We start from the raw sequence: 13,513 nt of genomic DNA on the forward strand, positions 1-13,513 counted from the left end.
ACCCGGGGACGCTCAGGCCGCGTAGCGGGCGGCCAGGTCGACGGTCCGACGGGCGGCGGCCACCATGGCCCGGTCGGCGAACCGGCCGTCGGGCAGCACGACGGTCCCGGAGTCCCGCTGCTGCGCCTCGGCGACCGCCGCCAGCAACTCCTCGGCGCGGGCCACCTCACGCTCGACCGGTCGGAACGCGTCGACGATCACCGGGAGCTGGCGCGGGTGGATCGCCGCCCGGCCGAGGAAACCCAACCGCCGGCCCACCGCGCACGACGCGGCCAGACCGGCGACGTCGACGACGTCGGCGTACACCGACATCGCCGGCGGGGTCAGGCCCGCGGCCCGGGCGGCGACCACCACCCGACCACGGGCCCAGGCCAGACCGTCGTCGTCGCTGACCCCGAGGTCCGAGCGCAGGTCGGCCTCGCCGAGCCCGATCGAGGCCACCGCGGGGTGGGCCGAGGCGATCGGGTACGCGGACTCCAGCCCGAGGGCCGACTCGATCAGCGGGTGCAGGGGTACGTCGGTGCGCTCGGCGAGCGACGCGACCACGGCGGCCGACTCGACCTTCGGCAGCCGCAACCCGGACAGCCCGGGTCGCCCGGCCACCGCCGCGAGATCCGCGTCCAGGTCGGGCCCGGTCAGCTCGTTGACCCGCACCTGCACGGGCACCGGATGCGCCTCGGCGAGGAACTCGGCGACGGCGTCCCGGGCGTACGCCTTGCGCCCGGCGACCACGGCGTCCTCCAGGTCGAGGATCACCGCGTCGGCCCCCGAGGCGACCGCCTTGGCGAACCGGTCCGGACGGTCGCCCGGCACGTAGAGCAGGCTCAGCAGCATCAGAGCACCCCCCGTTCGCGCAGCGCGGCCAGCTCGTCGGCGTCCAGACCGAGCGCGCCGAAGACCGCGTCGGTGTCCTGCCCGTGCCGACGCCCGGCGTGCCGGATCTCCCCCGGCGTGGCGCCCAGCCGGAAGGGCACGTTCTGCATCCGTACCTCGCCCAGCTCCTCGTCGGGAACGGTCCGTACGGTGCCCAGCGCCGCGTACTGCGGATCGGCGAGGATGTCGCGCACGTCGTAGACCGGCGCGACAGCGGCCTGCGCCTGCTCGAACGCGGCCACCACCTCGTCCCGGTCCCGCTGCGCCACCCAGGCGCTCACCGCCGCGTCCAGTTCGTCGGCGTGGGCGGCCCGGCCGCTGCCGGTGGCGAACCACGGTTCGGCGATCAGCTCGGCCCGGCCGACCAGCCGCAGCACCCGCTCGGCGATGCTCTGGGCGCTGGTCGAGACGGCGACCCAGCGTCCGTCGGCGCACCGGTACGTGTTGCGCGGAGCGTTGTTGTTGGAGCGGTTGCCCAGCCGTGGCTGGACGTAGCCGAGCTGGTCGTACCAGGTGATCTGCGGCCCGAGCATCGCCATGATGGGCTCGATGATGGCGAGGTCGACCACCTGCCCGGTGCCGGTGACGTCCCGGGCGCGCAGGGCGAGCATGACGGCGTACGCGGCGGCGAGCGCGCTCACCGAGTCGGCCAGCCCGAACGGCGGCAGCGTCGGTGGGCCGTCCGTTTCCCCGGTGGCCGCCGCGAACCCGCTCATCGCCTCGGCGAGGGTGCCGAAGCCGGGCCGGCGGGCGTACGGGCCGACCTGCCCGAACCCGCTGATCCGGGTGATCACCAGCCGGGGGTTGACGGCGTGCAGCTCGGCCGGGCCGAGCCCCCACCGTTCCAGGGTTCCCGGTCGGAAGTTCTCCACCAGCACGTCGGCGTCGGCGAGCAGCCGGCGCAGCAGTTCCGCGCCCTCCGGGTCGGACAGGTTGAGGGTCACGGTCCGCTTGTTGCGGCCGAGCACCTTCCACCAGAGCCCGACGCCGTCGCGGGACGGGCCGTGCCCCCGGGACGGGTCCGGCTTGGCCGGATGCTCCACCTTGATCACGTCCGCGCCGAAGTCGCCCAGGAACGCCGCCGCGAGCGGACCGGCGAACAGGGTGGCCAGGTCGACGACCGTGATGCCGTCCAGCGGCGCGCTCACCGGGTCACCTCCGGCAGATCGGCCGCGCAGCGGAAACCGACCTGGTCGGATCGGGTGAGACCGGCGCCGGTGAGCAGCAGCTTCACCGACACGTCCGCCGGCTGCGGCCCGCCGTCGAGGTACCAGTCCGAGCCCTGCGCACGGTACGCGGCGCCCCCCTTGAGGATCACGAAGCGGGTACGACCGTCGGTGTGTTCGCTCTCGGTCAGGTTCCACACCAGCGGTTCGCGCCGGACCAGCAGCCCGGCCTCGGCGGCCACCTGCCACTCGTCCTCGGTGGGCAGTCGCAGTCCGGCCCACGACGCGTACGCCCGCGCGTCGGTCAGCTCGACCCCGGTCACCGGGGCGTCGGCCGGCCCCTGACCCGTCGTGAACCGCTCCGGACGCACCGGGTGGTAGCCGGTGGCGCGCAGGAACTCGGCGTACTCGCCGTAGGTGACCTCGTGAGTGGCGATGGCGAACCGGCCCAGGTGGACACTGCGCCGCAGCGTCCCGATGTGGTGCAGGCGGGGCGGCAGCGGCTTCCACTCGTCGACGTAGGGCGTCTCGCCGTAGAGCCCCGTCTCCCGTACCCGGTGCCGGACGACCAGGTCCCGCCGGCCGCCGTCGACGGCGACCAGGCCCGGCGGGACATGCGGCTGCGGCGCCCACGGGGTGCGGACCCGTACCGCGGCGCGGGCCGGGAAGGACGGGTCACCGGTGGGCGGCTCGTGTCGCTGCGCGGCGGCGACGCCGGGGACGACCGCCGCGACCGCGCCTGCGGCCAGCGGTCCACCCACCGCGAGTCGACCGTCGGCGGTCTCGGTGACGGTCAGCGCGACGCCGGTGACCAGGTCGACGAATCGTCGCCCGGCGCTGGGGTCGACGACCAGCCACGGACCGTCGTGGTCCGCGCCCCGGTTCACCACCGTCCACAGTGGCTCACCGTCGTGCGTCCAGCGCGACGCGTACACCTGACCCTCGCCGGGGTGGTCCGCGAGCGGAACCCAGTCCTCGGCGCGCAACCACGCGGCGTGGCTGCCCTGGACCCGGCGCATGGCCCGCAGGACCGCGCGGTCGCGGTCGTTCCAGCCGACCCAGACACCGAAGACGCTCTCCCAGACCAGCACGCCGACGCCGTTGAGCCAGGCGGAGTGCAGCTCGTCGAGGTGGTCGCGGTGCCAGCGCCGGGTGTGGTGCAGCACGTGCCGGCGCTCGAACCACTTCGCGCGCAGCACCCCGGGAACCTCGGAGTCGGCGAACCACTGCGCCCAGGACATGGCGTGGTCGGCGATGCGGGCCAGCGGGACGCGACTCTCGCCCTCCAGGACCAGGCCCGGACGGACGGCGTCCAGCGTGGCGCGCAGCTCCCCGGCGCCCTCCTTGAGGGTGTCCAGGAAGACCCCGTCGACGCCGAGCGTGCCGGCGAGCGCCGCGACCTCCTCGGCGTCGGCGCCCGGCTCACGGCGGGTGCCGGTGTCCCAGGGGTTGTAGTCGACGAAGACCCGGACCCCCCGCTGCTGGAACGCGCGGACCACCTCGGGCAGCTCCGGCACGTCCCGGTACCAGTCGAACTGGTTGCGGTCGTCCAGGCCGATCACCGGGTACGCGTGCCAGAGGACCACCCCGTCGAAGCCGCCGAAGTCGCGCCCGGCGGCGTCGAGGAACTCGTCGACGGTGAAGACACCGCGCTCGTGGTCGTAGAGCGTCTCGTCCCACAGCCAGATCAGACAGACGCTGAGGCAGTCGCCGGTGATCTCGTCGTAGTGCTCGCCGGTGTAGCCGATCCGGCGTCGGGCGTCGGCCCGCCACCTGGTGATCTGCTCGCGCCAGGCCGGCCAGTCCGCCGGGTCGCCGGGCGCGGCGAAGATCTTCGCCTCGTCCAGAACGCTCAGGTCGGCGTGCCCGTCCAGCGGTACCTCGGTGGGCCGGTCGATCGGGCGGGGAACGTACGGGTTGAAGCTCACGGTGCACCTCGGTAGGTCGCGTCGTGGAGTGCGTCGATCGCCGGCCGGTCGGGCAGCGCGGTGGACGCTCCGGGTCGCTGTGCGCAGGCCGCGCCGGCGGCGCACGCCCAGCGCAGGCTCGCCGTGACGGCGTCCTCGCTGCCGGCGTCGCCACGTTCGGCCCAGCCCACGGCGAGTGCGCCGGTGAACGCGTCCCCGGCGGCGGTGGTGTCCACCGCCTCGATCCGGGGGGCCGGCACCGCGACGCGCAGGCCGTGCCGATCGGCGTACGCGGCGCCCCGCGCGCCGAGGGTGAGCACCACCCGGGGCACCAACTTCAGCAGGGCGTCCAACAGCACCGGCGGGTCGTCGGAGGTGACCCCGGCGACGACGGCCGCCTCGTGTTCGTTGACGACCAGCACGTCGACCAGATCGAGCAGTTCGGTGGGGAGCGTCGCAGCGGGGGCGGCGTTCAGCACCACCGTGGTGCCGTCGGCGCGCGCCCAGGCCGCCGCGCGGGTCACCGCCGGCAACGGCACCTCCAGTTGCAGCAGCAGCACGTCGGCTGCCGCGATCGTGGCCCGGTCGTCGGCGTCCAGCTCGGTCAGGGTGGCGTTGGCCCCGGGCGCGACCACGATGAAGTTCTCCGCGTTCGCATCGACGGCGATCAACGCGACGCCGGACGGGCCGGCGACGGTCCGCAGGCCGCGGACGTCCACGCCGGCGTCGACGAGGCTGGCCCGCATCCGCGTACCGAAGTCGTCGTCGCCGACCGCCCCCACGAAGTCGCAGGCGGCGCCGGCGCGTGCCGCGGCGACGGCCTGGTTGGCGCCCTTGCCGCCGGGCACGGTCCGGAAGTTTCCGCCGAGCACCGTCTCGCCCGGGGCCGGCAGCCGCGACGCCGTGACCACGAGGTCCAGGTTGCTGCTGCCCACCACCGCCACGCGTGCGCTCATGCCACGCTCCCTTCCGTCGCGCCCTGCTCCGCCAGGGCGAGGGTCCGCTCGGCCAGCTCGTCGAAGCCGATCCCGTCGAAGCCGGCGATGCTGCTGGCGAGCCGGTTGCGCAGCGGGTCGACCCAGCGGGCCGGCAGACCGGACGCCCCGGCCAGCGCACCGGTCACCGCGCCGACGGTCGCGCCGGTCGAGTCGGTGTCCCAACCGCCGCTGACCACCGCCGTGACGGACCGCTCCAGATCACCCCGGCCGTACGCGAGCGCGGCGGCGACCAGGGCCGCGTTGTTGCGGACGTGCACCCAGTGCAGGTGGCCGTGGCGCTCGTACAGTTCGTCGACGACGCGTTCCCAGTCGTCGGCCTGCGCGCCGAGAGCGCGTGCCTCGCGAACCGTCGCGGCGAACCGGCTGCGCGGCGGGAGCACCGCCTCGGCGGCGTCCAGCACCTCGTCGATCGTGGCCGCGACGGGTGCGGCGGCGGCCAGGGCGGCGGCCCAGATCGCCCCGTGCACGCCGCCCCGGACGTGACTGACGGCGGCGTCGCGGACGCCCAGCTCGGCCGCCCGGTCCGGCCGGCCGGGGTTGACCCAGCCGTACACGTCGGTGCGGATCTGCGCGCCGATCCACTCCCGGAACGGGTTGTGCCGGCGGGCGCTGTCCGGTGGCGCGTACCCGAGCAGCAGGTTGCGGTAGGCCACCCGCTCGGCGGTGAAGACCCGCCCGGCGGGCAGCCAGTCCAGCCACGCCTGCGCCACGTCGGCGCTGGTGAAGCCCCGGCCCTTCGTCTCCAGCACCCGCAGGGCCAGCAGGGCGTAGTTCAGGTCGTCGTCCTCGGGCATCCCGTCGATGGTCTCGGCGAGGCTGGTGGGCGCGCTGCGCCGGTTCCACGGCCAGCGGGCGGCGACCTCGGCCGGCAGGCCCTCGGCGGTGAACCAGTCCCGCAGCGGCCACCGGCCGGTCGCCGTGAGGATCTCCCGAATGCCCTCGCGGGGGATCTTCTCGACCGGCTTGCCGAGCAGGCAGCCGACCGCCCGGCCGAGCCACGCGCCGTGCAGCCGGTCGTACGCGACCTCGGTCGGCAGTGACCAGGCAGTCGGCCACCCGGCGCGCAGCCCGGCCACGTCGTCGGCCTCGTCGGCGGTGTCGGCGGCGGGCAGCGCGTCGGCGGCGTCCAGCAGCTCCGCCGCGAGGGCACGCAGCTCCGGTGCCGCCGGCGCCGCCGACGCCCCGCTGACCGGTGGGGTCGGGTCGCCGCCGGCCGCCGTCCAGCGCTCGGCCAGGGCCGCGACGTCACGCCCCTCGTCCCGGCTGGCCGCCAGCTCGTGCGGCAGCAGGTCCTCCGGCTGCACCCAGGTGATCCTCACCGGGTCTCGCCCCCAGCCTCCCGGGAAGAGCCGGCGGCCAGCGCGGCGAAGCGGTCGGCCCGCCGGGCGAACCGGGCCTGGTCGCGCTCGAAGACCTCGCCGGCCACCGCCGCGAGGACCCGGGCCGGCTCGACCAGATCGGTCCTGGACGCGGTGGCGACCACCTCGGACCATTCCGCCGGCACCGCGTCCGCGCCGCCCAGTGCCCCGGCGATCGCGGCCGCCATGGTGGCGGTGGAGTCGGCGTCGCGGCCGTAGTTGACCGAGCCGAGCACCGCGGCCCGGAAGTCGCCGCCGGCCACCACCAGCATGCCGAGCGCCACGGGCAGCTCCTCGATCGCGTGCAGGCGGCTCGGCCGCCGCGCGCCCAGCCCCGGGCTGCGGTACTCCTCCCCCACCGTGTCGAAGGGGGCGACCGCGGCCCGCAGCGCCGCGATGGCCTGCTTCCAGTCGTCGTGACCCCGGGCCTCCTTGACCACCGCGTCGATCGCCGCGCGGGTGCCGTCGCGGGCCAGGTCCAGCGCCGCGGCGACGACGTCCTCGACGCCCGAGCCGGGGGTCGCCGCCGCCGCGACCGCTGCCGCGAAGACGGCGGCGGCCTCCCGCCCGTAGCTGTGCTGGTGCGCGCCGGCGATCTCCACCGCCTCGGCGTACGCCCCGGCCGGGTCGCCCGCGTTGACGATGCCGACCGGGGCCATGTACATGGCCGCGCCACAGTTGACGATGTTGCCGACCCCGGCCTCACGCGGATCCGCGTGGGCGTGGTGCAGGCGGGTGACCAACCACCGCTCGGCGGCGGCGAGCCGGTGGAAGGTCACCCCGTCCCGCTCCAGGTCGGGGATGTGCACCACCCGCTCGATCAGGTCGGGGACCAGCAGCTCCACCACGTCGTACGCGTCGAGGTGGTCCCGTTTGGCCGCGTAGGCCCGGACCAGGGCGTGGGTCATCAACGTGTCGTCGGTGATGTGCCCGTCGCCCTTGTGGTACGGCGCGAGCGGCCGCGCGGTCGCCCAGTCGGCGTGGTACGGGGGCACGATGCCCTCGACCCAGCCGCCGAAGCGGGTACGGATCTGCTCGGGCAGGGCCGTCTCGGTGGCGCCGCCGAGGGCGTCTCCGACCGCGGCGCCGACCAGGCAACCAACCGATGTGTCGAGCAAGAGTGACATCTCGTTACCTCAGAACCTGCTTGCCACCGTCGACCAGCTGCGTACCGAGCTGATCGAGGGTGATCTTGTTGGCGAAGTACTGCTGGAGGGCCGGGGTGGCGTACTTGGTCTTCCACTCCGGGTAGCCGTCGGCCTGCTGGAACGGGGCGACGGTGAGGTCGGCGGCGCTGTCCGCCGCGACGTCCCAGCCCTGCTTGCCGGCGGTCAGCTTGACCAGCTCCTCGTTGGCCTGCTTGCCGGTCGGCACCAGCCAGTCACCCTTGGCCAGGGCGGCCATGTTGGTCGGGTTGAGGAAGTACTCCAGGAACTGCGCGGCCTGCTTCTTGTGCGTGCTGTCCTCGGAGATCGACAGTGTCTGCGGGTTGGCCGCCTGCTTGCTGGACATTCCCTTGATCGGGGGCAGGGTGACCCACTCGAAGCCCGCCGGGGCCTGCTCGACCATCTGCTGGCGCAGGGACACCGAGCCGGGGAGCATCGCGTACTTGCCGCCGAAGAAGCCGGGCAGGGTGTCCGCGCCGCTCATGCCGAGCGCCTCGGGGGAGGCCGACTTGGCGGTGTAGAGCATGTCGTGGATTCGCTTCGGGACCTCCTTCTCCGCGTCGCCGACCTTGACCTCGGTGCGTCCGCCGTCGGAGTAGAAGAACTTCCCGTCGTAGTTGAGCGCCAGGTTGAGCACCCGGTTGGTCGGCGACTTCAGCGCCCAGGCCGCGCCGTACTGGCCGGGCTTGGTGAGCTTCTGCGCGTTGGCCTGGAACTCGTCCCAGGTCCAGCCACCGTCGGCGGGTGGCACCGCGACACCGGCGGCGTCGAGCAGCTTCTTGTTGGCGATCACGACCTGCGACTCCAGCAGGAACGGCACGCCGGTGACCTTGCCATCGGTGGTGGCGGTGTCCCAGATGCCCTTGTCGATCTGCCCCTTGAGGTCGTCGGAGACCAGGTCGGACAGGTCGGCCAGGTAGCCCTGCTTGCTGAACTCGCCGATCGACGAGGCCTCGTAGTGCACGATGTCCGGCGCGTCGCCGCCCTCGAACGACGTCAGCAGCTGGTCGTGGACCGAGTTCCAGTCACCCTGCACGTACTCGACCTGGATGTCCGGGTGCTCGGCGTTCCACTTGGCGACCAGGTCCTTGTTGACCTGGAGCGACTCCTTCTGCCAGGCGAGGCTGAGGAAGCGCAGCTTGGCGGGGCCGGACGCGGCCTCGTCGTCGCCGCCGGACCCGCACGCGCTGAGCGCGCCGAGGCCGACGACCGCGACCGCGGCGGCCGCCGCGAGTCGACGGAATCGGGTACGAAGCATGGGGGGTTACCTCCTTGGTGGTGGTTCGGGGGGACGCTCAGCCCTTGACCGCGCCCGCGAGCGAACCGGACGAGAGCCGGCGCTGCATGAACGCGAAGAAGATCAGGCTGGGCAGGGTGGCGAGCAGCGAGCCGGCGGCCAGCGGGCCCAGTCGGGCGGTGCCCTCGATGCCGACGAACCGGGCCAGCGCGACCGGCAGGGTGGCCAGCTCCGGAGTCTTGATCAGGACCAGGGCGAAGAAGAACTCGTTCCAGGCCGAGATGAACGAGAACAGGGCGGTCGCCACGATGCCCGGGGCGAGCAGCGGGAACACCACCCGGCGCAGCACCTGTACCCGGCTCGCGCCGTCGACCGAGGCCGCCTCCTCCAGTTCCCGGGGGATGTTGCGGACGAAGCCCTGCAACATCCACAGCGCGAACGGCAGCGCCCAGACCACGTAGATCAGCACCAGTCCGGCGTGCGTGTTGGCCAGGCCGACCTGCCGCAGCACCAGGAAGATCGGGATGATCAGCAGCACGAACGGAAAGAGCTGCGACAGCAGCACCCAGCCCAGCGCGGCGGTGCCGAGCTTGGAGCGGAACCGGGCGAGGGCGTACGACGCGGGCATGGCGACCAGCACGGTCAGTACGGCCGAGGCGAGCGAGACCTGGAGGCTGTTGAGCGCCGCCCGGCCCAGCTCCTGCTCGGTGAAGGCCTGCACGAAGTTCTGCAGCGTCGGGTTGTCCGGTATCAGCGTCGGGTGCAGCCGGACCAGCTCGCGCGGCGGTTTGAACGCCGTGGACAGCAGCCACACGAGCGGGAACCCGAGGAAGATCAGGTAGCCGGCGAGCGCCAGGTACTGCAGTGTCCGGCTGGTGCGACTCGGTTTTCCGAACATGTCAGTTCGCCTCCCTGAGCCGGCGACGGAGATAGACGGCGAGCAGCGCGACGATGATGACGACCATGACGTTGCCGAGCGCCGCCGCGTAGCCGTAGTTGCCGTAGCGGAACGCCTCCTCGTACGCGAAGAGCATCGGCAGCATGGTCTTGCCGCCCGGTCCGCCGGCGGTCAGCACGTAGACCAGGCCGAACGAGTTGAAGTTCCAGATGAAGTCCAGCGAGGTGATCGCCACGATCACCGGGGCCAGGGCGGGCAGCGTGACGTGCCGGAAGCGGTGCCACGTGCTGGCCCCGTCCACGGCCGCCGCCTCGTGCAGCTCGCGACCCACGCCCTGGAGGCCGGCGAGCAGGACCACTGTGGTCTGCGGCATGCCCGCCCACACCCCGACGAGGATCACGGCGGGCAGGGCGGTGCTGAAGTCGCCCAGCCAGTTGCTGCGCAGCCCGTCCGCGCCGACGCGGTGGAGGAACTCGTTGATCAGGCCGGCGTCCGGGTGGTAGACGAGCTTCCACAGGATGCCCACCACGACCGGCGGCATCGCCCACGGCACCACGGCCAGCACCCGGGCCACGCCCCGGAACCGCAGCTGCTGGTTGAGCAGCAGGGCCAGCCCGAGGGCCAGCAGGAACTGCAGGACGGTCACCCCGACCGCCCAGAGCAGGCCGATCCTGAACGAGTTCCAGAACAGCTCGTCGCCGAGGAGTTCCCGGTAGTTCGCCAGGCCCGTGAAGCTGACCTCGACGTTGCGCCCGGCCCGGGCATCGGTGAAGCCGAGGTAGATGCCGCGCAGCAGCGGGAACACCGACAGCACCAGGATCGGCAGCAGCGACGGCAGCAGAAGCAGGTAGATGGTGGTGCGGTCGGAGCGGAACCGGCTCGGCCGGCGGACCGGTCCGGCCCGCTCGACGTCCGGCCGCTCGGCCAGGGCGGTCATGCGGTCACCCCTTCGGTAAACGGGTGGGTGGTGGGCGGGTCGCCGGGCCGGGGAGCGGGCAGTGTCGCGGCGCTGGACGCGCGGATGCTGAGGCTGGGCGGCACCTGTTCACGGCGCGGTGGCAGGGCCGCGTCGGCGATGCGCTGCAGGAGCAGTTCCGCGGCCCGGCGACCGCGTTCGGCGGATCCGAGCGAGACGCTGGAGAGCTGGGGGAACATCATCCGAGCAAGTTCGGTGTCGTCCATGCCGACCAGGGCGACGTCCTGCGGCACCCGCCGTCCGGCGGCGAGCAGGGCGTGCAGCGCGCCGACCGCGATGAGGTCGTTGGCGCAGACCAGGGCATCGGGTTCGGCGCGGGCGAGCAACCTTTCGGTGGCGTCCCGTCCGGCGGCGTACTGGAAGTCGCCGACCTCGATCAGCCGCTCGTCGACCGGGATGTCGTGCCGGGCCAGAGCGGCCCGGAAACCGGCGTCCCGGGCCGTGCCCGGGACGGTGTCGAGTGGACCGTTGACGAAGCCGATCCGCTGTCGGCCGGTGGCGACGAGGTGGTCCACCGCCAGCGCCATGCCGTGCCGGGAGTCGGTGCGTACGTTGTCGACCGGGGCGTCCGCGGCGAGCTGACCGACCACGACCACCGGCACCGGACTGTCCACGAGGGCGGTCAGGTGGTCGTCGGTGACCCGGATCGGCGAGACGATCATCCCGTCGACGTAGCGGTTGGCGAGCCGCCGCAGCAGCGCGGTCTCGTTGTCGATCCGTCCGCCGGTGGCGTGCACCAGGAGCTGCCGCCCCGAGCCGGCGACGACGGCCTCGATGGCACGCATCATCTCCACATACACCGGGTTGCCGATGTCCTCGACGGCGAGCGCGACGAGGCCGGTGCGCTGCGACTGGAGCGACCGGGCGATCGCGTTGGGCACGTAGCCGACCTCCGCCGCGGCCTCGCGGACCTTGCGGATCGTCTCTGGGCTGCCGCCGACGCCGTTGAGCACCCGCGAGGCGGACGCGATGGAGACGCCGGCGCGGGCGGCGACGGTGTGCACTGTGGGGCGGCCGTCCACTGGTTCCTGTAAACGTTTACGACCCACGTCCGGCACCTCCACCCGATAGCTGTAAACGTTTCCGGGGAGTCTGCTACCGCTGCGTCGGAGAGGTCAACCCCTCGTTACGAAAACGTTTCCAACCTCGTCCGACCTCGGTGATCAAGAGGTTCGCGTCGGCACACCCGGCGTGTCGTGACGCGAACCTCTTGATCACCGCTCGAGATCGGCGGGCGTGGCGGAGTGGAGGTGGAGGGGGAGGTGGCGGGCCTGCCAGTGGGTACGGAGGTGGCGGTCGTGACTGGCCACCACGATGGCGCCGGGGCTGGAGCTCAGTGCGTCCTCCAACTCGTCGCAGAGCGTCGGCGAGAGGTGGTTCGTGGGCTCGTCCAGGAGCAGCAGCTCCGGCGGGTCAGCGACGAGCACCGCCAGGGCGAGCCGCCTGCGCTGACCCACCGACAGGTCGGCGACCGGGCGGTCGAGGTCCGCCGCCGCGAGCAGGCCGAGCGACGACAGCGGCACCGCCTCGGCCCGTCGTACCCCGACGGTCGTGTCGAAGATGTGCCGGGCCGTGCGCCGCGCGTCCGCGAACTCACTGTCCTGCCCCAGTCGGCCGACCCGCAGGCCCGCTCGTCGCCACAGCGTGCCGGAGCAGGTCAGGTTACCGGCGAGAACGGCGAGCAGGGTCGACTTGCCCGCGCCGTTGGGGCCGGTTACCAGCAGTCGGTCGCGGGCCGTGAGTTCCAGGCGCTCCACCCGCACCCGGTCGGGAACCTCCAGGCCTTCCGCCCGGACGATCATGTCGTCGCCGTCACCGGTGGCGAGAGTGGACGGGTGAAAGCGCAACGGCTCGGGCGGCTCGGGGATCCGGTCCCGCTCGATCGCCTCCAATCGACGGGTGGCGTCCCGGACGCGGCGGGAGATCTGGTTCTGCACCCGGCCGGCGGTGTGCCCGTACCCCATCTTCTCGCGGTCGCGCGGCCCGCGGCCGTGGGCGACCTGATGCCCGGTCACGGCGGCGGCCTCCCGCAGATCGGCCAGGAGCGCCTGCTCCTCGTCGTAGCGCCGACGCCACCGGTGCGCCTCGGCGCGCTTCGCGGTCAGGTACGCGGTGTAACCACCGCCGTAGCGGACCGACCCCTCGATCGCCGGGTCCAGGTCGACGACGTCGGTGCACACCGCGTCCAGGAAGGCGCGGTCGTGGCTGGCCACCACGACCACGCCGGGCATTGCCCGGAGCCGCTCCTCGCAGAACGCCGCCGCCGTGTCGTCGAGATGGTTGGTGGGCTCGTCGAGCAGCAGCGCGCTCGGCCGACGGATCAGCATGGCCGCGAGTGCGAGGCGGCCCCGTTGGCCACCGGAGAGGGCGTCCACCGTCCGGTCGTGGGGTATCCCGCCGAGGCCGAGCCCGTCGAGCACCGTCCGGGCCTGCCGGTCGGCGTCCCAGGCGTCGCGGTCCTGCGCCCGTTCCAGTACCGCGCCGTACGCGGTGAGCAGCCGTTCGTGCTCCTCGGTGCCCTGCGGCGCGTCGGCGAGGGTGATGGCCAGCCGGTCCAGCTCGGCCAGGTCCGCGCGGGCCTCGCGCAGCGCGTCGTCGAGGACGCCGGCGATGGTCACGGACGGGGTGAAGGGCATCTCCTGGTGCAGGAACCCGACGTCCGGCGGACGGGTGACGTGGCCGGAATCGGGTTCGTCGACGCCGGCCAGCACCCGTAACAGGGTGGTCTTGCCGGTGCCGTTCGCACCGATCAGGCCGATCCGGTGACCGGGCGCGGCGGTCAGGGAGACGCCGTCGAGCACGCGGCGGGCGCCGCGGACGCGCACGACGTCCTGAGCGACGAGGGCAGGTCGAGCAGACATGGGGACTCCGGAGGACGACGACCCGGGCGCACGCGGGCGACCCGGCGGGAGCAGGGCATGACGACGGAGGCCG

At 73.3% G+C, this 13,513-nt stretch carries 11 protein-coding genes; all 11 read right to left on the reverse strand.

The features are described 5' to 3' along the window. Positions 1 to 12 precede the first annotated feature (12 nt). The 11 genes from ACQPZK_RS17960 to ACQPZK_RS18010 all read right to left on the reverse strand — a co-directional run bounded on the left by ACQPZK_RS17960 (position 13) and on the right by ACQPZK_RS18010 (position 13,440). The gene (locus ACQPZK_RS17960; protein ID WP_433534075.1) at positions 13 to 834 is read right to left on the reverse strand and encodes an HpcH/HpaI aldolase/citrate lyase family protein; all 822 of its coding nucleotides are present in this window, start codon (positions 832 to 834) and stop codon (positions 13 to 15) included. Then, a complete protein-coding gene (locus ACQPZK_RS17965; RefSeq protein ID WP_433534076.1) occupies positions 834 to 2,021 on the reverse strand; it encodes a CaiB/BaiF CoA transferase family protein in 1,188 nt (395 codons plus the stop codon). The genes ACQPZK_RS17960 and ACQPZK_RS17965 overlap by 1 nt, the downstream gene beginning before the upstream one ends. Then, positions 2,018 to 3,967: an SUMF1/EgtB/PvdO family nonheme iron enzyme gene (locus tag ACQPZK_RS17970; protein WP_433534077.1), complete on the reverse strand. Its 1,950-nt coding sequence runs from the start codon at positions 3,965 to 3,967 to the stop codon at positions 2,018 to 2,020. Before ACQPZK_RS17970 ends, ACQPZK_RS17965 begins: the two co-directional genes overlap by 4 nt. After that, on the reverse strand, positions 3,964 to 4,902 hold the full coding sequence (locus ACQPZK_RS17975; protein WP_433534078.1) for a ribokinase: 939 nt from the start codon (positions 4,900 to 4,902) through the stop codon (positions 3,964 to 3,966). Before ACQPZK_RS17975 ends, ACQPZK_RS17970 begins: the two co-directional genes overlap by 4 nt. Continuing rightward, the gene (locus ACQPZK_RS17980; protein ID WP_433534079.1) at positions 4,899 to 6,263 is read right to left on the reverse strand and encodes an ADP-ribosylglycohydrolase family protein; all 1,365 of its coding nucleotides are present in this window, start codon (positions 6,261 to 6,263) and stop codon (positions 4,899 to 4,901) included. The genes ACQPZK_RS17975 and ACQPZK_RS17980 overlap by 4 nt, the downstream gene beginning before the upstream one ends. Further along, positions 6,260 to 7,429: an ADP-ribosylglycohydrolase family protein gene (locus tag ACQPZK_RS17985; RefSeq protein ID WP_433534080.1), complete on the reverse strand. Its 1,170-nt coding sequence runs from the start codon at positions 7,427 to 7,429 to the stop codon at positions 6,260 to 6,262. Before ACQPZK_RS17985 ends, ACQPZK_RS17980 begins: the two co-directional genes overlap by 4 nt. A 4-nt stretch (positions 7,430 to 7,433) precedes the next feature. After that, positions 7,434 to 8,726, reverse strand: a complete 1,293-nt coding sequence (locus tag ACQPZK_RS17990; RefSeq protein ID WP_433534081.1) for an ABC transporter substrate-binding protein — start codon at positions 8,724 to 8,726, stop codon at positions 7,434 to 7,436. A 37-nt stretch (positions 8,727 to 8,763) separates the two neighbouring features. Beyond that, entirely contained in the window at positions 8,764 to 9,603 is an 840-nt protein-coding gene (locus ACQPZK_RS17995; RefSeq protein ID WP_433534082.1) for a carbohydrate ABC transporter permease, read from the reverse strand. 1 nt (position 9,604) lies between these two features. Then, on the reverse strand, positions 9,605 to 10,540 hold the full coding sequence (locus ACQPZK_RS18000; protein WP_433534083.1) for a carbohydrate ABC transporter permease: 936 nt from the start codon (positions 10,538 to 10,540) through the stop codon (positions 9,605 to 9,607). Further along, a complete protein-coding gene (locus tag ACQPZK_RS18005; protein WP_433534084.1) occupies positions 10,537 to 11,628 on the reverse strand; it encodes a LacI family DNA-binding transcriptional regulator in 1,092 nt (363 codons plus the stop codon). Before ACQPZK_RS18005 ends, ACQPZK_RS18000 begins: the two co-directional genes overlap by 4 nt. A 165-nt stretch (positions 11,629 to 11,793) precedes the next feature. After that, complete coding sequence (locus ACQPZK_RS18010) at positions 11,794 to 13,440, reverse strand: ABC-F family ATP-binding cassette domain-containing protein (RefSeq protein WP_433534085.1); 1,647 nt, start codon at positions 13,438 to 13,440, stop codon at positions 11,794 to 11,796. Positions 13,441 to 13,513 lie beyond the last annotated feature (73 nt).

This window comes from Micromonospora sp. CA-249363 (assembly GCF_050950185.1).
GTDB lineage: Bacteria > Actinomycetota > Actinomycetes > Mycobacteriales > Micromonosporaceae > Micromonospora.

What these genes read in the sequence shown, in the direction of transcription:
- ACQPZK_RS17960 (WP_433534075.1), bottom strand. Translation starts at nt 834, where the DNA reads ATGCTGCTGAGCCTGCTCTACGTGCCGGGCGACCGTCCGGACCGGTTC.
- ACQPZK_RS17975 (WP_433534078.1), bottom strand. Translation starts at nt 4,902, where the DNA reads ATGAGCGCACGCGTGGCGGTGGTGGGCAGCAGCAACCTGGACCTCGTG.
- ACQPZK_RS17990 (WP_433534081.1), bottom strand. Translation starts at nt 8,726, where the DNA reads ATGCTTCGTACCCGATTCCGTCGACTCGCGGCGGCCGCCGCGGTCGCG.
- ACQPZK_RS17985 (WP_433534080.1), bottom strand. Translation starts at nt 7,429, where the DNA reads ATGTCACTCTTGCTCGACACATCGGTTGGTTGCCTGGTCGGCGCCGCG.
- ACQPZK_RS17995 (WP_433534082.1), bottom strand. Translation starts at nt 9,603, where the DNA reads ATGTTCGGAAAACCGAGTCGCACCAGCCGGACACTGCAGTACCTGGCG.
- ACQPZK_RS18000 (WP_433534083.1), bottom strand. Translation starts at nt 10,540, where the DNA reads ATGACCGCCCTGGCCGAGCGGCCGGACGTCGAGCGGGCCGGACCGGTC.
- ACQPZK_RS18010 (WP_433534085.1), bottom strand. Translation starts at nt 13,440, where the DNA reads ATGTCTGCTCGACCTGCCCTCGTCGCTCAGGACGTCGTGCGCGTCCGC.